Below are 16,507 nucleotides of genomic sequence, written 5' to 3'. Positions count from 1 at the left end.
GACACGCGGCATGTTTCAGCAGGGTACAGATTATCTGGATAGCTATTACAGCGTCAGCAGCCAGGAGCAGCAGGTGCGGCGGCCCCGGTTGGAGGGCGAGGTGGATGCCGACGTGGTCATAGTCGGCGCCGGCTATACCGGCCTCTATACCGCCCTCAATCTGGCCGAGGCTGGCCTCAAAGTGGTGGTGATAGAAGCCAGCCGGGTGGGCTGGGGAGCATCCGGCCGTAATGGCGGGCAGATTATTCTGGGTTTTAGCTGCGATATGCCGCCGTTCGAGGCTGCATTGGGCCTGGCAGGCGCCCGCGAGGTATGGCGGCTGATACAGGAGGCGGCGGGCGAGATACGCGGCCGTATTGCACGGCACGATATCGACTGCGACCTGGCCGAGGGGCATTTGTGGACATCGGTGCAGCAGCGGCGCGTGGGCCTGCTGACGGGTTGGCAGGAAGAAGCGGCCAGCAAGTGGGGTTATGAGGGGCTGCGCTTCATACCCAAGGCGGAACTGCCGCAACATATAGGCTCGGATCGCTACCAGGCCGCCTTGCTCGACAGCAAGGGGGGGCACCTGCACCCGCTCAAGTATGTGCTGGGCCTGGCCAGGGCGGCTGAAGCCGCCGGGGTGCGTATCCATGAAGACAGCCAGGCCACCGGCTACGCCCGTAGCAGCAATGGCGTCACCGTGCAGACCCGCCATGGCCGCATCCGAGCCGGTAAGCTGGTGCTGGCCTGCAATGCCTATATCGATAAGCTGGATAGCCGCCTGCAGAGTAGGGTGCTGCCAGTCGGCACCTATATCATCGCCACCGAGCCGCTGGGCGAGGCGGTGGCTAAGCAATTGCTGCCATCGGGCCATGCCGTGTCGGATAACCAGTTTATCCTCGATTATTTCCGCATGACGGCAGACCATCGCCTGCTGTTTGGCGGCAAATGCACCTATACCGGCAAGACCCCGCGCAATCTGGCGGCGGGCATGCGCGCCGACATGCTCAAGGTGTTTCCGCAACTGCAGTCGGCCAAGGTAACCCACGCCTGGGGGGGGCATATCGACATCACCATGCCGCGTACGCCGGACTTTGGCTGCGACGGTGATGTCTACTGGGCGCAGGGCTTCTCTGGTCACGGCATTGTGCCGACCTGCGTGGCAGGCCGGGTGCTGGCGGAGGCGATACGGGGCGACGACACCCATCTCAAGCTGTTTACTGCCTTGCGCAACCCACCTTTTCCCGGTGGAGAGAAATTGGGCGCGCTATTTCAGGCCGTGGGTATGTCATATTACCGTTTGCGCGACTATTTCTAGGCGGGTTCTGCTGGCCGTCGGCGGGCCAGAATCGGCGGCCCATGCTGGATAGGCCTTAGATATCAAGCTGATGGTGCAGGCAGTGCTGTATCCGCGCCACCTTGCACTGTGCTTGGCCCCCAAGCCTGCCTGCGTAGGGGCGCCTTGTGTGGGGTGGGGGCTGTGCTAAGATTTTTTGTTGCATATAGGCAAGGCCCAGCATGCATGCGCCAGCGATTGACTAATGCCCGAGCCGCCCAACTTTTCTGGAGAAAAGCGTGTCACTCAAGAGCTTTCTGATCAAAGCGAAATTGGTCGAGCCGGATCCTGTGGAGCCGGATGCCGCCCCCATGGCTGCCCCGCTTGATTTTGAACTGATGGGCACTAGCCGGGCGGTGCCTGAGCCCCCTGCAACCAAGCCGCCGGCAATACCGCAGGCGACGGTGGAAGGCGTGAGCAACCATATTGCCGAGAACACGCCGCTGGAATCCATCTACGCGGTATTTGGTGTGCCTGGTACTACCTTTCCGGCAGAGCGCCTGTTGAAAGTACTGGATGGCTTGCGCGCCATGGACCCGGTGAACCAGCGGGCGGCCGTTGCCGCGCTGGATGCGGCCGATGATTCCTGGGCGATTGAGGATGTGCTGGAAGACGCAACCCGTAAAGTCCAAGCCCTGAAAGCCCACTTGACCAAGCTGAATGAGACGGTGGCTGTGGTGCGCGAGCAGGAGCAGGTGCAGAAAGCTGCGCTGGCCAAAGACTATGAAGGGCTGCGTGCTTCGATTGCCGAGCAGATGGCCCAGTTGCAGGAGGCCGCCCAACTGGCCGCCGCAGAGAATGCCAGTGCCCTGGCGGCGCTGGAGGCCAGTACGCTGGCGGCAGTGAATACCAGCCAGCGCGAGCAGTCACGCATACAGTCTGAAATAGAGCGGCTTGATGGCATTGCCCGTCATCTTGGCCAAGCCGCCAACCCGCTTTGATATCCCTTATCCAAGGAATGTGAATATGAAACTGACCCCCCTGTCAAAAGGCCTGTTGTCGCTGATCGTGTTGGCTGGCCTGGGATCCGTGGGCTGGAACCTTTACAAGAACAAGGCAGCGGCACCTGCCGAAGCCGTGGATGCGGCTGCGGCACCTGCCAGCACGCCAGCATCGGCACCCGTGGCGGCTGCACCCGGGGCGGATGCCACGCCCGCACCGGTTGCCAGCCCTGCTGCACAACAGTCGGGGTTCAATTCCTATCGCAGCATTATCGAGAAAGGCGTGGTCCGCGTCAGCGTGCAGTCGCCCGCCAAGCCCTTTTTTGCGCTGGAGAACGGTGCGCCCAAGGGCTTCAATGTGGATTTCATGAAGCTGCTGTTTGCCCAATCGGAATTCACCAAGCAGCATCCCAAGATCGTGCTGGATACCGACCATATCGTCGACACCTATCCTGCAGTGCCGGAGCAACTTACCAAGAACGACAGCCGCGGCAACCCGGTGGTGGACATCGCCATCGATGGCCTGACCTTTGCCGACGGTGACCAGCCTGGGGTGGTCTACACGGTGCCTTATGTCAGCGACTTCGGCTATTCGCTGATCACAGCGGCGAATTCGTCGGTACGCGGCGTCAGCGACCTGGCCGGTAAAAAGGTAGGGGTGCTGCAGGGCGACCCGGATGCCAGGGCCTATGCCCAGCAGAATTTCCGTGGTGCGCAGATTGTCGAGCTGAGCGATGCCAGCACCAATGGCGAGCGCGATTGGATCAAGCGTGCCATCCAATCGGGCCAGGTGGATGCCCTGATTTATGACTACCCCTTCGGCGTGGCTGAAATTGCCGGCACCGACCTAGTATTTGCGGTTGCCAAACTGCCGCAATCGGATGTGCGTTACAAGATTGGTGTCCGCAAGGGCGATGCCGAGCTGCTGCAGAACCTCAATACCGCCATCAGCAAGGTCAAGCAGTCGCCCGAGTATCTGGATCTGCTGCGCAAGTATTTCATCAGCAACAATCTGGGTCGTGTCGCTGGCGCCAATGGCAACGAGACGGTCTATGTGGTCAAGCCGGGCGATACCCTGTCCATCATCGCTACCCGCCTGCTGGGTAACAAGGCACGTTATGCCGAGATCGAGGTCCGCAACAACCTGCCCAATCCCGACTTGATCCAGGTCGGCCAAAAGCTGGTCATCCCCAAGGGCTGATGCGCTGCGATGAGTGATAACAAGCCAAGCTACTTATCGGATTTTCTGCAAAGCCCAGGCAATGTCAGTTTGCTGCTGGGCGGGGTGGCCACGGCTGTCTTCCTGTCGTTTCCCTATGGCTTACTGGGGGCGGCATTCCCCTTGCTGGGCACGCTGGCGCTGGAGTTCGTGGCCTGTCTGTTCGTGCCCGACATGACCACGTTCAGGCATTGGGCCGATACCCGGCGTGGCAAGCAGCATAGGGTGGAGCATACGCAGCGGGTGATGGGTGAGATACGCAGGCGTTGTTCCAGCCCCAATCAGTTCCGCAAGTATGAGGAGGGCCACCGGGCCATTGCGCAGCAGGTGGCCAGCCTGCTGGAACTGGCGGGCAAGAAGCCAGGCACGCTCAGGCTGGAGGATCTGGAACGCATTGCGGATGTGCCCAGCGAATACCTGGGCCTGCATCTGTCGCTGATGGTGATGGATGAGCGCACCAGCGCGATAGATCTCAAGGATATACATCGCAAGCTGGACCACATCGTCAACCAGATCGACGACCCCAGGGCCGGTAGCGATATCCGCCAGCTTGAACGGGCGCGGGACGAGTATGAGGCTTTGATTGCCCGGCATCAGCGCATGCTCAGCAAGCGCACGGCAATCGAGGCTGCCATCGTCGCCTTGCCCGACCAACTGGCCGAGATTTATCAGATCGTCATGGGCGAGAGCACACAGAACGATGGCGCACGCCTTAGCGGTGCCATCGCCAGCCTGCGTCTGCGGCAGGACATTGAATCGGAGATTGCCGAGGATATTTCGGGCGCCATACCCAGCCCAACCACGAAACGCACGGGCGACGCCGCAAGCGTCCGCTCGGCTCGTTAGCCATAGCGCCTTACATTGAACAATCAGGAAGGAAAATCATGTCCGACATCAGCTTCTTCTCGCGGGTAGGCAATCTGTTCAAGGGTTTCATGTCTTTGTGGATACAGGATGTGGAAAAGGAGCACCCGGAGATCGCCTACCAGAATCGCATCGATGCCATGGTGTCCAAGTACGCCAAGCTCAAGGATGTCACCGCTGCCGTCCTGCGTCGGCGCGAAGACATCGATTCCCGCCTCAACAAGCAAGGCGAGGAACTGAAGCGGGTGGCGGCTGACCTGGAGGCAGCGGTTGCCACCGGGCAGGATGACCTGGCCGTGGTGCTGATACAGAAGAAGGAGGCGCTGGAGGCGTCGATAGCGTCGCTGTCGGTGGAGTTCGAGCAGTCGCGCCGCGATGCCGAGGAAGCCAAGTCCTCTCTCAACAGCATGAAGGCCGAGATCGCCAAGTTGAAGGACGAGCGGGATTCCATGCTGGCCAAGCTGCAGAGTGCGCAGGCCCGCATCCAGATTCAGGATCAGCTGGAGGGGCTGTCGGTGGAGGCGGATGTACGGGCGCTGGATAATGTCCGCGAGCACATCAACAACACGGCGGCCCGCGCCAAGCTCGGCGCCGAACTGGCCGATTCGGACCTGGACAACAAGCTGGCACAGCTGCGCGTCTCCAGCGGCGCCATCTCGGCCCGCGCCACGCTGGAAAAGCTGAAGGAAGCCCAGGCCGCCAAGGCTGCCGGTAGCAAAACCCTCTAAGGCGGGAGCCGGATCATGAGCGCGGAACCGATCAAAATGCCGGCCTGGGCCGACATCCTGCGTGAGCGCTATCTGGCGGGCGAGGCCAATGTCTTTGTCCTGCATGGCAATGTGTTCGACAGCTACCCGCTGGGCAAGGACTACGCTGCGCTGCCCCGTGTGCTGGACAGCATGCTGGCCAAAAAGGACAGCCTGCTGGAACTGAGCCTGGCCCAGGGGGTGAGGATAGTGCGCAGCCAGCGGGCCTTGCCCTCGCTCGATGGCCTGCAGGAGAAAGGCCTGGGTGGTGCCCTCCAGTACCTGGAGAGCCATATGCGTACCCACCACAATACGGCTGTGGTGGTGCCCTATGCCGAGACCCTGTTCCCGGCTGCCGAGACACACCATCTGTCCTTTGAAGAGCGGGCTGCCGTCACTACCCTCCATCGCTGGTCTCTGGACGAGGCGCTGGGCAGGTCCGACGCCATCATCATCCTGGTGGCCGAGACACTGACCTCGCTGGCGCCCGCGCTGCTGAGCAACCCACGCATTATCGCCATCGACCTGGGTTTGCCGGACGAGGCTGCCCGCACCGAGGCCATCGCCCAATTCGCCCCGGCCTTGTCGGCCGAGCAGCGCACCCGCATTGCGGAGCAGACGGCCGGTCTGCGCCTGGTGCAGATATCCAGCATCGTCAGCGACCACGGCCGTGCCGATGGCTTGGATGAAGCGGCGCGGCGCAGCTATATCGCCGGGCTGCTCGGTGATAGTCCTGATGCAGCAAGCCGTGCCCAGGAGTTCGCCCGGGTGACCGCAGGCATGAGCAGGCAGGCCATCCGCGCCCTGATTGCACCGGCCACCCCTGAGGAACACGAGGAGGGTGAAGACGAGGTGATGGCGGTCATCCGCCGCCGCAAGCGGGAAATCCTGGAAAAGGAATGCTCGGGCCTGATCGAGTTCATCGAGCCCCGGCATGGCCTGGAAGTGGTTGGTGGCAATGGTGCCATCAAGACCGAACTGGCACGCGTGGCCAAGGCGCTGCGAGAAGGTGACATACGCCGGGCGCCCATGGGGCTGCTGGCAGTCGGCCCCATGGGGTCGGGCAAGACCTTTGTGATCAAGGCCTTCCTGAAAGAGGCGGGTCTCAACGGCGTCATGCTGAAGAATTTCCGCTCACAATGGGTAGGTGCCACCGAGTCCAACCTTGAGCGGGTACTGGCCATGGTCAAGGTCATGGGGCCGGTTGCGCTGGTGATAGACGAGGGCGATCGCAGCTTTGGTTCACGTAGCGAAGACAGCGATGGCGGCACCAGCTCTCGCGTGATTGCCCGCTTGAAGACGTTTATGTCCGAACCCGAAAACCGTGGGCGGGTGCTGTTCATCATGATGACCAACCGGCCGGACAAGCTCGATATCGATATCAAGCGGCCAGGCCGGCTGGACGTCAAATTACCGTTTTTCTACGCCCAGACCGATGCCGAGCGGGTCGAAATTGTAGGCGCACTGCTGGCGCGGCACGGTATGGCCTGGGTGGCTACCGATGCACAGCGCCTGCAAGCCTGTACGCCGCTGGCCGGGTATTCCAATGCTGATCTTGAGGCCGTGGTGCTGCTGGCTGCGGCCAGCGTCAGCGACCAGGGCAGCAGCATCAGTGCCGAACAGTTCGAGCAGGCGGTGGCCGACTTCATGCCGCCGCAGGACAGGAATATGGTTCGTTACATGGAGTTGCTGGCGGCGCTGGAATGCTCGCGCCGATCCTGGTTGCCCGCCCATCTGCAAGACCTGAGCACCGAAGCCATGCAAGCGCAGTTGCTACAACTGCAGCACATCATTCATTGAGGAGACTTCATGTTTATCGATCAAACCTTGCCCGCGTTTTCTGCCGAACAGGTCAAATCCAGCTGTCTGGCCATGTTGCAGGTGGCCCGCTCGCATGGCCTGCACCCGGCGGAATCAAGCCTGATCAGCGGCTTCTGGCAGCAGGCTGAACCCGCCCTGGGGGTGTTCGATGCCAATACCACCGAAGCCTTCGCTGCTGGGCTGTTTGCCTCGGCCGGGCACAAGCAGCTGGTATTGGACCTGTGCCTGGCCTGCGCCTTTGCCGATGGCCACTACAGCGCAGAAGAGAAGGTCGCGATCGCCGCTATCGCGGCCCAGTTGGGTTTGCCCGAGGCCGTGGTGCAAGAGCGGACTGCCGAGGTACGCGTGGCCTTCCTCAGCTCCCTGGCGCATCTGCCGGATGCGCAATCGGTAGCGGCGCTGGCCAAGGGCCTGGAGTAAAGGGCAGGCTCAGCCTGTGGGTGGGTAGCCTGTCGGCCATGGCGGCCGTTCAGGGTGCCTGCCCGCTAGTCGGCTAGTTGCCACAGCCTGCAACTGGCTGGCCTAAGCTCGTTCCAAGCGAGATATTCAGCGGGGGAGCGAGCCATGATCAAGGGTATAGCCAGCAACCTGCCTGCGCTCAATGCGCAGCGCAATCTACAGCCCAGCCGTGATGCCCAGGGACTGGCCTTGGGGCAGTTGTCGTCGGGCAAGCGGTTGACCAGCGCAGCGGTCGATGCCGCGGCCAGCGCCATCGTCGAGCGCTTTGCCGCGCAGATTACCGGTAGCAACCAGGCCGCGCGCAATCTGAGCGATGGGATATCGCTGGCGCAAACGGCCGAGGGCGCTTTGAGCAGCGTGGGCGACAATAGCCAACGTATCCGCGAACTGGCGGTGCAGGCCGGCAATGGCACCCTGAACGCGCAAGACAGGGCGGCCCTGCAAAGTGAGGCGGATGCGCTAAGCCAGGCCAGTGCCGATACCCTCTCCAGCGCCAACTTCAATGGCCAGGCCCTGTTCCAGGGTAATACCTTGCGCTTTCAGGCGGGGCCCAATGCGGGCAATGAGATCAATCTGGCACTGGGCGATCTGTCATCCGGCGTGGTGGCCAGTGCCGCAGGACGGGTTGATTTGTCCAGCCCGGCCAAGGCACAGCAGGCCTTGGGCCGCATCGACGCCGATATCGGCACCTTAAGCAGCCAGCGCGCCACCCTGGGCGCCGTGAGCAGCCGCTTTGGCGCCAGCATTGATGCCCTGCGTAACAGCAGCGAAAACCTGTCGGCGGCGAAAAGCCGCATTGGCGATACCGACTATGCCAAAACATCGGCGGATCTGGCCGCTGCCAATATCCGTGCCCAGGCCGGCATTGCCATGCAGGCGCAGGCCAATGCCCAGCCGCGTGCGGTATTGTCCTTGCTTCGATCCTGACGGGGTCAGTCGCCGTCCGTGCGTGCCTTGATGCCACGCCAGTGCTTGGCGCCGATCAGGATAAAGCGCAGTTTGTCTTCCAATTGATGAGCCGGGCTGCGGCTGTCGGGCTGGTGGGACTCATGCGGGTTGATCAGCTCGGGCAGGGTGGTGAATACCGTTTTCACCACCAGGCTGGCCAGGACTTCGTAGTCTTCCGGGCCCAGATGACTGAGCCGTGGGCTGAGCGCCAGATCCGCCTCCAGATCGGTAATGAAATCACGCTGCATGGCGTTGATGGCCTGCCGCACGGCGGCTGAGCCGCCGTATTGCTCCCGCGCCAGAAACAGGAAGTGCTGGCGGTAGGCCACCACGTACTCGGCAAATATGCGTACCGAAGCATGAATGGCACCATATTGTTCCAGCTCATTGCGGCGAACCAGCCGTATGGCCTCGCGGAAGGTGGAACTCACCTGTTCGACCAGGGCGAGGCCCAGCGCGTCCATGTCGGGAAAGTGGCGATAGAAGGCCGCCGGCACGATACCCACCTGACGGGTGACTTCACGCAGACTGACGGCGCTGAAACCCTGGCCATCGGCCATCAGGGTCAGTGCGGCGTCCAGCAGGGCCTGGCGGGTCTGCTGTTTCTTTTCTGCGCGTATCAACAAAGTCATATACCCAAGGTAATCATGCAATTGCGCTGCAATGTAGCAGAAGGCGGCTACCTTGGGGCAGCCTGTAGAATATTTAGTGAACAACTGTTGACTGAGTTGCATTTGACTGGCATCTTGGTAAACACTTGTTCACTTCTCAATCTCAGACATGCCGCTTATCCCCGCTGCGCTCGTCAACCTCGCCCTGCCGCTGACACGTCCGCTGGCCGCCTTTCTGCGCGAGGACGTATTTGATTACTACGGCCGCCTGCTGCACCCCCAACTGCAATTGCGCCGGGTATTCGCCCGGCTCAAGGCCCGCCGGCTGGAGGGCGAGGCCACCGTGGTGCTGACACTATCGCCCAGCCGTAACTGGCGTGGTTTTCGCGCGGGCCAACATGTGGCCGTGACGCTGGAGAAAGACGGCGTGCGGCATACCCGCCGCTACAGCCCCATGCGGGCAGCCAATGGCCGTATCGAGATCGCCATCAAGCGCCTGAAGGAAGGCCTGGTCTCCAGCCTGCTGCACGAGGAGGCCGACTCCATCGGCTATCTGGAGATAGGCCAGGCCGAAGGTGACTTCGTGCTGCCCGATACCTTGCCGCCCCGTTTGCTGTTCCTGGCTGCCGGCAGCGGCATTACCCCCATCCTGGCCATGCTGCGCGAGCTCAAGGCCCGTGGCTATCAGGGCGAGCTGAATCTGCTCTATTACGGCCGCCAACGTAACCAAATGGCTTATCTGGACGAGTTGCGGGCCTACCCAGGCCTGCATCTGCATGTCTGCCTCACCGGGGAGCAAGCCCAGGCGGGGGAGCAGGCTGGACGCTTCAGCGCCGCCCAGCTCGATGCCCTGGTACCCAAGGCCGAGGGCAGCGCGGTGTTCGCCTGTGGCAGCCATGGTTTTACCGAGGCAGTGCAGGCGGTATGGCAGCAGCGCGGTTGGCAAGGTCTGGCCTGTGAGTCGTTTACGCCGCCTACCTGGCACCTGGAAGACGATAAGCCGGTGACGCTGACCTTTGCCAGGGCACGCCGGCAGCTGGCTGGCCGTACCGGCGGCACCTTGCTTGAGCAAGCCGAGGCGCATGGCCTCAAGCCTGCCAGCGGTTGCCGCATGGGTATCTGTAATACCTGTACCTGCCAGAAGCGCGAAGGCGCCGTGCGCGACCTGCGTACTGGCGAGATTTCCACCAAGCCTGACGAAACCATACGGCTGTGCATCACGGCACCCGTGGGCAATGTCGTGCTGGATCTGTAAACGAGGCCACCATGAGTAAAAGTCTGAGCTTGAACCCAGACCAGCTGGCGGCCTTCGGGGCCGAGCTGGATGCCCTGCGCAACCGCCACCTGGCCGAGCTGGGCGAGGCCGATGCACGGTATATCCGCCGTGTCCGTGCCAGCGTACGCATTACCGAGCTGGCTGGCCGGCTGATGCTGTTTGCTGGTTTTTTCCCGCCCACCTGGTGCCTGGGTGTGCTGCTGCTGGCCTTCTCCAAGATCGTGGACAATATGGAGCTGGGCCACAATGTGATGCATGGCCAGTATGACTTCATGAACGACCCGGAATTTTCGGGCAAGCACTTTGAGTGGGACCATAGCTGCACCAGCGATGCCTGGCGACGCACGCACAACTACCAACACCACACCTACACCAATGTGCTGGGCAAGGATCACGACATCGGCTACGGCACGGTGCGCATCTTTGCCGAACAACGCTGGCGGCCCTTCTACCTGCTGCAGCCCCTGTGGGCATTGCTGCAGGCGGTGTTCTTCGAGTACGCCATCGCGGTCTTCGACCTCAAGCTGGACCGCTATCTGCGGGGCCGCGCCAAACTGTCCGAACTCAAGGTCAAGGCGCCACCGGTGCTGCGCAAGCTATGGCGCAAGTTCATCAAGGACTATGTGTTCTTCCCGCTGATCGCCGGGCCGCACTGGCTGGCGGTGCTGGCCGGCAATGCGGTGGCCAATCTGCTGCGTAATCTGTGGACCTTCACCGTGATCTTCTGCGGCCATTTCACCGAGGACGCCGAAGTCTTTCCGCTATCCGTACTCAAGGACGAGACCCGTGGTGGCTGGTATGTGCGGCAGCTACGCGGTTCCTCGAATCTCTCGGGCAGCCGTTGGCTGCACTTCCTGACCGGCAATCTCAGCCATCAGATCGAGCACCATCTGTTTCCGGATATCCCCGCGCGCCGCTATGCCAGCATGGCGGTGGAAGTACGCGAAATCTGCCAGCGCTATGGTCAGCATTACAACACCGGCAGCTTTGCCGGGCAGTTCTTCACCGTGCTGGTGCGCCTGTTCCGCCACGCCTTCCCCAGCCGGCCGGCCATGCAGCCTGTTTGAACCCGGCAGTCACTGGCATGCAAAACGGCACCCCTGGAGGTGCCGTTTTGCATGGTGCCGCGAGATACCTTAATTGGCCGGCTTGCTCAGGGCCATGGCTGCCATCTTGCGGGCTGGTTCGTCGCGTCCGTCCTTGGCCAGCTTTTCCAGGGCCAGCTTGTGTGCGGTGGCCAGGGCCTCCGCCGCAGGCACGGCCACGTCCGGTACTACACCCGTGCCTTCCCAGTTGGTCTTGCTGATGGGGTTGATGGCGCGGCCGGTGGGAACAAACACGCTGAAGTGCGCGTGTGCCCGATAACGGTCGCCGGGATGGGCGCCGCCGCCAGTGGTTTCGCCGACGAGGGTGGCGCGCTTGAGGTTCTTCAGGTTGTAGCTGAACTCCTCGGCTGCCGAGAAAGTACGCTTGGCGGTCAGCACATAGACGGGGGTGTCAGCCATGCGGGCACCCGGCACATGGGCATGGGTCCAGTACTGGGTGGTTTCATTCTGTGGCCGGTAATAGAGGTCATTCAGGTGTACCGGGGTGGTGCCAAACAGGTAGGAGGTGATCCATTGCACCATCTCCGGGCTGCCGCCGCCGTTCTCGCGCAGGTCTACAATCAGCGCCTCGCTGTTGGCCAGCAGGTTCATGGCTGCGGTGGCAGTGGCGCCTCCGACCGAGGGGTCTTCAAAGCCGTCCAGCTTCAGATACCCTACATTGCCCGGCAGCCGCTCAATCTTGCTGAAACCATAGTTAAGGGCCCGAGCCTGGCGGGCATAGCGTGCCAATTCCTCGGCCGACTCACTGGCCGTGGTGCGGTCGTCGGCAATGGGTTCGTGCCGATAGCGGGCATTCAGGTGCTTGTCGCGGCTCAGGGCCTGCATGTCGGCGGTCAGCTGCTTGGCAAACTCGGTGGCGCTGGTGAGCTTGTCGTATTCGCCACGCTGTTGCCGTGCCTTGAGGTCTTGCACCAGCTTGTTGGCCATGTCGGGGAAGACATAGTTGTCACCCAGGTACTTGATGGTATTGCTGATGACTTCCTGGCGTACCTTGGCGTCTATGGTCATGTCGGGCTGTGCGGCTTGCAGGTCGGCGCTGAGCAGGCCGGTGGCCAGCAGGCCGGCAAACAGGGTGCGTTGTGAGCGTTGCATGGAAGTCATCTGGGTTCTCTATCTTCTATTGTAGGATTGCTGCTGAGACCGCCAATCTTATCGAGGTGCGCACGGAGATTGGTGAGTATTTCTGTGGTGTTTTGAAGATTGAACAGTGGAAAAATCTGCAATGGATAAGTTGGACAGAGATATTGTTGATCTGCTGCGACGCGACGCTCGGCTGACCTTCCGCGAGCTGGCCGAGCAGGTACACCTGAGCGCCAATGCGGTGGCGGAGCGCGTGAGGCGGATGCAGGCACAGGGCATCTTGCAGGGTTTTCATGCACGGGTGGACATGGGGGCGCTGGGTCTGCCGCTGGAGGCCCTGATCGATATCAAAATGCGGCCCGATACCTCGGCAGCCAACTTCGAGGCCGTGATACAGACCATACCGGGTATCGTTGAGGCGACGCTGCTGACCGGAGCGTTTGACTATATGGTGCGCGCTGCCTGTGCAGACCAGCAGGATCTGGTACGGCTGATAGAGGCGCTGCGTGAACGTGCCGGCGTACAGGAGACATACAGCCGGCTGATTCTGAGCCAGGTGCCGGTCAAGGGCAGATTGGGCCGCTAGGCCCTTGCTGCTGGCCCACGACATCATGGGCCAGCAGGGTGCAACCGTCGGTCGAAGCTGTGACGGTTGCTACGCGTGTCAGGGGGTGACCAGCCCATCCATGCGGATGACCTCGAAGTCAGCGCCCTTCACGCTACCTAGCTCGCGCACCAGTTTGTCATTGTTCCAGCGGTCATCAGGCGCGCCGCTGACATACCAGTTGCTGCCGTTGTCGGCCACGATCATGCCGTAAGTCTTCATGGCTTGCAGTATGGCCCGGCTCTCGGTGCTGAAGCTGGCGGGTATCGCATAGCTGGCCTTGAGCCTGACCCGCATGCCCATGGGTGCACGATTGGGGTCGGTGCTGCTGGCGGCCCAGTGGGTGGCAGGGGGCACATAGGCCCGTCGCGACTGGCTCACAGTGAAGCGCAGCGCATGGCGTATCGTGCCGCTGGCGGCTTCATCGTACCTCACCAAGCCAGGAAAGATGGGCAGGCCTGCTGCATCGGCACTGGTCCAGCCGGGCTTGCCGCCGGGGCGCACGATGTTGGAATCCAGGTGGAAGACAGCGCCGGCATCGGCGTTCCAGCTGCCATCGCTTTGGGGGAAAGCGCGATACAACTCATACAGGCGGTTGTTGTCCTTATCTACGACCAGCACATGTCTGTCGCCATCGAATGCTCCGCCATCGGGCCGTTTGCCCTCGATAGGTGCATTGCCCGGCACCGGATACGGGCCAGGGTCGCTTTCGTCGCCATAAGCGGTGAAGCGGATATTGACCTTGGCCTGGGTGCCGGCGACCACCACATAAGGTATGCCTATGGGCGCGCCTTCGTACAGGCCGGCACCGAAGTCCGGATGCAGGCCACGGGTCAGCCCTATGGTGGTAAGGATATTGGTGGAGTTGGAGTCTACCGGTGCTGCCGAGATATCCTGGTTCCAGGCATTGCTGGCCGGGAAGGGTAGGCTGCCGTTCAAGGCAGCACCTATGCCCAGGCTGGCCGCCGCCATGCTGCCATAGCTGCCATTGCTGTTGCCGCTACCCACGGTGACGGTGGTGCTGGCCGTGATGGTGCCGGCGGCATTGCTTGCCGTGAGCGTGTAAGTGGTGGTGGTAACAGGTGCAACAGCAACACTGTTGCCACTGACCAAGCCCACGCCAGGCGAGATGCTGAGGCTGGTGGCATGGCTTGATTGCCAGCTAAGCGTGCTGGATTGGCCCGCGGTGATATTGGCCGGCGTGGCGCCGAAAGACTGGATGCTGGGCTGGCTGGCACCGGGCGTGGTGGTTCCGCCGCCACCATCGCTGCCTCCACCGCCACCGCAGGCGGCAAGTCCAAGCAAGAGCGGTAGCAGGTAGTGAGTGCTATTCATGACGTTGTCCTGAGTTGTTTGGGCCGATGATAAGCAAACCTGACCCGTCGCGCATGTAAATAGCACCGAAAATCCGCTGTCCGGACGCAGCACAACGGCGAGATTCATACCAGAATGAGATGACGGGTCGGAATCGAGCCGTGGTTGATGGAGAGCATGGTGCTGATACCGCTATTGATGGCGACGCTGGCCACCCCTGCAGAGACGGTGATCTTCTATTATGAGACCCGTCCGCCGCTGACCTATGTCGAGGGCCAGGGCCTGGGCGGCTTGGTGGGCGGCCCGGCCTATGCGGCGATGCAGGCTGCTGCTGTCCCTGCCAGCCTGGTGGAAGCACCCTTCAAGCGCCATATGGCGCTGATAGAACAGAACCGGGAGCGGGCCTGCGCCATCGGGCGTTTCAAGACACCGGAGCGTGAGCGGCTGGGCAGGTACAGCCTGCCCATCTACCGCGACGGCAGCTTTGTGGCCATGGTACGGGCGGGCGATCATCGTATGGGCAATGGCAGCAAGCTACTGCCGCTATTGGGCCGGCGTGACATACGGGTGGTACTGAAGGAGGGCTATTCCTATGGCCCCACGCTGGATGCGGCCTTGGCACAGATGCAGGCGCAGCGCATCAACACGCCGGACACAGGTAGTGGCATTGTCCGTATGGTGGCAATGAATATGGCCGACCTGACATTCGCCGCAGAGGAGGAAGCGCGCACGCTGCTGGCGGAGCATGACGAACAACGGGGCGTAGTGGCCGTACGCCGCTTCGGCGATATGCCGCCGGGCGAGCTGCGCTACTTTTTTTGCAGCAAGCAGGTGCCGGACAGCGTGATGGACAGGCTCAATGCGGCCCTGCCGCCGCTGAAGTGAACGGCGCTAGCCTGCAGCGGGCTTCTGCGTCTGCATTGCATGTGCCATGTGGGCAAAGCGAACGGTGGCGATGCAACCGGGACCATCCTCACGGTTCTGCAGGGTCAGGATGCCATGATGGGACTCACTGATCTGTCGGCATAGCACCAGGCCTATGCCTGAACCTGTTGGCTTGGTGGTATAGAAGGGGATGAACAGATTGTGCGGGTTGGCAATGCCGCAGCCCTGGTCCAGCACACTCAGCTGCAATGGTTGTGCCTGCCAGCGCAGGGTGACATTGCCGTTGCCGGCTTCCACACTGTTCTTGAGCAGATTGATCAGCAATTGTTCGATCTGCGCGGGGTCGCCAAAAAAGGGCAGGGGAGCCGTGGGGCCATCCAGCGTGATGCGGCCCCCGGGTAGCAGGCTGGGCAGGCGCTGCAACAGGTGCTGCAGGTCGAATACCTGCTTGTGTGGCTCGGGCAATCGAGCCAGCGCGGCGTAGCGCCGGACAAACTCACCCAGGCGTTTGCTGCGTTCTGCAATGATCTCCAGGCCTTGCTGCAAATCGTCGAGATGGGCCTGCGGCCCCTGCGGGCCGTGTAACAGCGTGCCCAACGTGGCGCTGATACTGGCGATAGGGCCTAGCGAATTGTTGACCTCGTGACTCAGCACCCGTATCAGCTGCCGCCACGCCTTCAGCTCCTCGCTGCGCAAGACTTGCTTGAGATCAGTCACGAACAGCAGGGTGTGCTGCTTGCCCTCGACGCGATAGCCTTGGCACCGCAGCTGCCATAGACCAGCCCCGCCGGGGAACACCCATTCGACGACCCCCTGAGGATCGCGGGCCAGCAAGTCGGCCAGGCCCAGTTGCGCGGTTGTTTGCCCCTGCAAGGTGGCCTGGTTGCGGCCCAGCAGCCTGCAGGCTGCCGGATTGGCGAGTTTGAGCCGGCTCTCGCCATCGAAGGCAATAATGGCGACCTCGATACCATCCACCACCCTATCAACCAGCCTCAAGGCTTCTTCTGACTGCAGCCGCTGCCTGTGCAGGCTGCTTGCGAGCTGATTGATCTCGCCAGCCAGCTCACCTAGCGCATCGCCCTGCTGTTGGCGCATGCGCAAGGAGTAATCGCCCACACGTATGGCAGCGACCAGATTGCTGATGGTGCGCCGCTGGCTGAGGGTGCGACGATACAGGCCTATGGCACAGCCCAGAGGCAGCAGGCCAGTCAGTACCAGCAGCAGTATCCGGGGGTAGACCAGCCAGGGCAGTTGCCATACCAGCACGGCCTGTATCAGCCACACCGGCAGGCTGGCCGCCAGCATGGCCAACAGC

The 16,507-nt window shown here is 62.0% G+C and carries 16 protein-coding genes; 12 read left to right on the top strand and 4 right to left on the bottom strand.

The features are described from left to right. The first annotated feature begins 10 nt into the window (after positions 1–10). The 8 genes from QWZ03_RS02570 to QWZ03_RS02535 all read left to right on the top strand — a co-directional run bounded on the left by QWZ03_RS02570 (position 11) and on the right by QWZ03_RS02535 (position 8,295). Positions 11–1,300 (top strand): NAD(P)/FAD-dependent oxidoreductase, encoded by a 1,290-nt coding sequence (locus tag QWZ03_RS02570; RefSeq protein ID WP_290331293.1) that lies wholly within the window; start codon positions 11–13, stop codon positions 1,298–1,300. A gap of 257 nt (positions 1,301–1,557) precedes the next feature. Beyond that, a complete protein-coding gene (locus QWZ03_RS02565; protein ID WP_290331292.1) occupies positions 1,558–2,259 on the top strand; it encodes a hypothetical protein in 702 nt (233 codons plus the stop codon). A 25-nt stretch (positions 2,260–2,284) separates the two neighbouring features. Further along, positions 2,285–3,460: a transporter substrate-binding and LysM peptidoglycan-binding domain-containing protein gene (locus tag QWZ03_RS02560; protein WP_290331291.1), complete on the top strand. Its 1,176-nt coding sequence runs from the start codon at positions 2,285–2,287 to the stop codon at positions 3,458–3,460. Positions 3,461–3,469: 9 nt separating this feature from the next. Next, the gene (locus QWZ03_RS02555; protein ID WP_290331290.1) at positions 3,470–4,324 is read left to right on the top strand and encodes a hypothetical protein; all 855 of its coding nucleotides are present in this window, start codon (positions 3,470–3,472) and stop codon (positions 4,322–4,324) included. Positions 4,325–4,362: 38 nt separating this feature from the next. Beyond that, a complete protein-coding gene (locus tag QWZ03_RS02550) occupies positions 4,363–5,070 on the top strand; it encodes a PspA/IM30 family protein (protein WP_290331289.1) in 708 nt (235 codons plus the stop codon). A 15-nt stretch (positions 5,071–5,085) separates the two neighbouring features. Beyond that, a complete protein-coding gene (locus tag QWZ03_RS02545) occupies positions 5,086–6,888 on the top strand; it encodes an ATP-binding protein (RefSeq protein ID WP_290331288.1) in 1,803 nt (600 codons plus the stop codon). 9 nt (positions 6,889–6,897) lie between these two features. Next, positions 6,898–7,329 carry a TerB family tellurite resistance protein gene (locus tag QWZ03_RS02540; protein WP_290331287.1) on the top strand — a complete coding sequence of 144 codons (432 nt, stop codon included), beginning with the start codon at positions 6,898–6,900 and terminating at the stop codon, positions 7,327–7,329. Between the two features lie 144 nt (positions 7,330–7,473). Continuing rightward, positions 7,474–8,295, top strand: a complete 822-nt coding sequence (locus QWZ03_RS02535) for a flagellin N-terminal helical domain-containing protein (RefSeq protein WP_290331286.1) — start codon at positions 7,474–7,476, stop codon at positions 8,293–8,295. 5 nt (positions 8,296–8,300) lie between these two features. Here QWZ03_RS02535 and QWZ03_RS02530 read toward each other — a convergent pair whose 3' ends face one another. Beyond that, positions 8,301–8,948, bottom strand: a complete 648-nt coding sequence (locus QWZ03_RS02530; RefSeq protein WP_290331285.1) for a TetR family transcriptional regulator — start codon at positions 8,946–8,948, stop codon at positions 8,301–8,303. A gap of 148 nt (positions 8,949–9,096) precedes the next feature. Between QWZ03_RS02530 and QWZ03_RS02525 the strand changes: the two genes are divergently transcribed. Both QWZ03_RS02525 and QWZ03_RS02520 read left to right on the top strand, forming a co-directional pair. Next, entirely contained in the window at positions 9,097–10,182 is a 1,086-nt protein-coding gene (locus tag QWZ03_RS02525) for a ferredoxin reductase (protein ID WP_290331284.1), read from the top strand. 11 nt (positions 10,183–10,193) lie between these two features. Continuing rightward, complete coding sequence (locus QWZ03_RS02520) at positions 10,194–11,270, top strand: fatty acid desaturase family protein (RefSeq protein WP_284194559.1); 1,077 nt, start codon at positions 10,194–10,196, stop codon at positions 11,268–11,270. A 69-nt stretch (positions 11,271–11,339) separates the two neighbouring features. Here QWZ03_RS02520 and QWZ03_RS02515 read toward each other — a convergent pair whose 3' ends face one another. Further along, positions 11,340–12,401 carry a S41 family peptidase gene (locus QWZ03_RS02515; RefSeq protein WP_290331283.1) on the bottom strand — a complete coding sequence of 354 codons (1,062 nt, stop codon included), beginning with the start codon at positions 12,399–12,401 and terminating at the stop codon, positions 11,340–11,342. Positions 12,402–12,531: 130 nt separating this feature from the next. On the opposite strand from QWZ03_RS02515, the gene QWZ03_RS02510 reads away from it, so the two are divergent. Continuing rightward, positions 12,532–12,975: an Lrp/AsnC family transcriptional regulator gene (locus QWZ03_RS02510; RefSeq protein WP_284194557.1), complete on the top strand. Its 444-nt coding sequence runs from the start codon at positions 12,532–12,534 to the stop codon at positions 12,973–12,975. A 78-nt stretch (positions 12,976–13,053) separates the two neighbouring features. Here the strand turns inward: QWZ03_RS02510 and QWZ03_RS02505 are convergent, their stop codons facing one another. Then, entirely contained in the window at positions 13,054–14,328 is a 1,275-nt protein-coding gene (locus QWZ03_RS02505) for a hypothetical protein (protein ID WP_290331282.1), read from the bottom strand. Between the two features lie 156 nt (positions 14,329–14,484). On the opposite strand from QWZ03_RS02505, the gene QWZ03_RS02500 reads away from it, so the two are divergent. Then, entirely contained in the window at positions 14,485–15,192 is a 708-nt protein-coding gene (locus tag QWZ03_RS02500) for a transporter substrate-binding domain-containing protein (protein WP_290331281.1), read from the top strand. 6 nt (positions 15,193–15,198) lie between these two features. Here QWZ03_RS02500 and QWZ03_RS02495 read toward each other — a convergent pair whose 3' ends face one another. Further along, positions 15,199–16,497, bottom strand: coding sequence for a sensor histidine kinase (locus QWZ03_RS02495; protein WP_290331280.1), 1,299 nt, complete (start codon positions 16,495–16,497; stop codon positions 15,199–15,201). Positions 16,498–16,507: the final 10 nt, after the last annotated feature.

Source organism: Chitinimonas viridis (genome assembly GCF_030409555.1).
GTDB lineage: Bacteria > Pseudomonadota > Gammaproteobacteria > Burkholderiales > Chitinimonadaceae > Chitinimonas > Chitinimonas viridis.
The sequence above is the reverse complement of the archived record's forward strand: the minus strand, read 5'-3'. Positions and strand labels throughout refer to the sequence as shown.

Bases quoted from the DNA above. Each gene is read 5' to 3' on its own strand.
- QWZ03_RS02555 (WP_290331290.1), top strand. From the start codon at position 3,470: ATGAGTGATAACAAGCCAAGCTACTTATCGGATTTTCTGCAAAGCCCA.
- QWZ03_RS02525 (WP_290331284.1), top strand. From the start codon at position 9,097: ATGCCGCTTATCCCCGCTGCGCTCGTCAACCTCGCCCTGCCGCTGACA.
- QWZ03_RS02540 (WP_290331287.1), top strand. From the start codon at position 6,898: ATGTTTATCGATCAAACCTTGCCCGCGTTTTCTGCCGAACAGGTCAAA.
- QWZ03_RS02520 (WP_284194559.1), top strand. From the start codon at position 10,194: ATGAGTAAAAGTCTGAGCTTGAACCCAGACCAGCTGGCGGCCTTCGGG.
- QWZ03_RS02545 (WP_290331288.1), top strand. From the start codon at position 5,086: ATGAGCGCGGAACCGATCAAAATGCCGGCCTGGGCCGACATCCTGCGT.
- QWZ03_RS02570 (WP_290331293.1), top strand. From the start codon at position 11: ATGTTTCAGCAGGGTACAGATTATCTGGATAGCTATTACAGCGTCAGC.
- QWZ03_RS02510 (WP_284194557.1), top strand. From the start codon at position 12,532: ATGGATAAGTTGGACAGAGATATTGTTGATCTGCTGCGACGCGACGCT.
- QWZ03_RS02560 (WP_290331291.1), top strand. From the start codon at position 2,285: ATGAAACTGACCCCCCTGTCAAAAGGCCTGTTGTCGCTGATCGTGTTG.
- QWZ03_RS02505 (WP_290331282.1), bottom strand. From the start codon at position 14,328: ATGAATAGCACTCACTACCTGCTACCGCTCTTGCTTGGACTTGCCGCC.
- QWZ03_RS02550 (WP_290331289.1), top strand. From the start codon at position 4,363: ATGTCCGACATCAGCTTCTTCTCGCGGGTAGGCAATCTGTTCAAGGGT.
- QWZ03_RS02530 (WP_290331285.1), bottom strand. From the start codon at position 8,948: ATGACTTTGTTGATACGCGCAGAAAAGAAACAGCAGACCCGCCAGGCC.
- QWZ03_RS02535 (WP_290331286.1), top strand. From the start codon at position 7,474: ATGATCAAGGGTATAGCCAGCAACCTGCCTGCGCTCAATGCGCAGCGC.
- QWZ03_RS02500 (WP_290331281.1), top strand. From the start codon at position 14,485: ATGGTGCTGATACCGCTATTGATGGCGACGCTGGCCACCCCTGCAGAG.
- QWZ03_RS02495 (WP_290331280.1), bottom strand. From the start codon at position 16,497: ATGCTGGCGGCCAGCCTGCCGGTGTGGCTGATACAGGCCGTGCTGGTA.
- QWZ03_RS02515 (WP_290331283.1), bottom strand. From the start codon at position 12,401: ATGCAACGCTCACAACGCACCCTGTTTGCCGGCCTGCTGGCCACCGGC.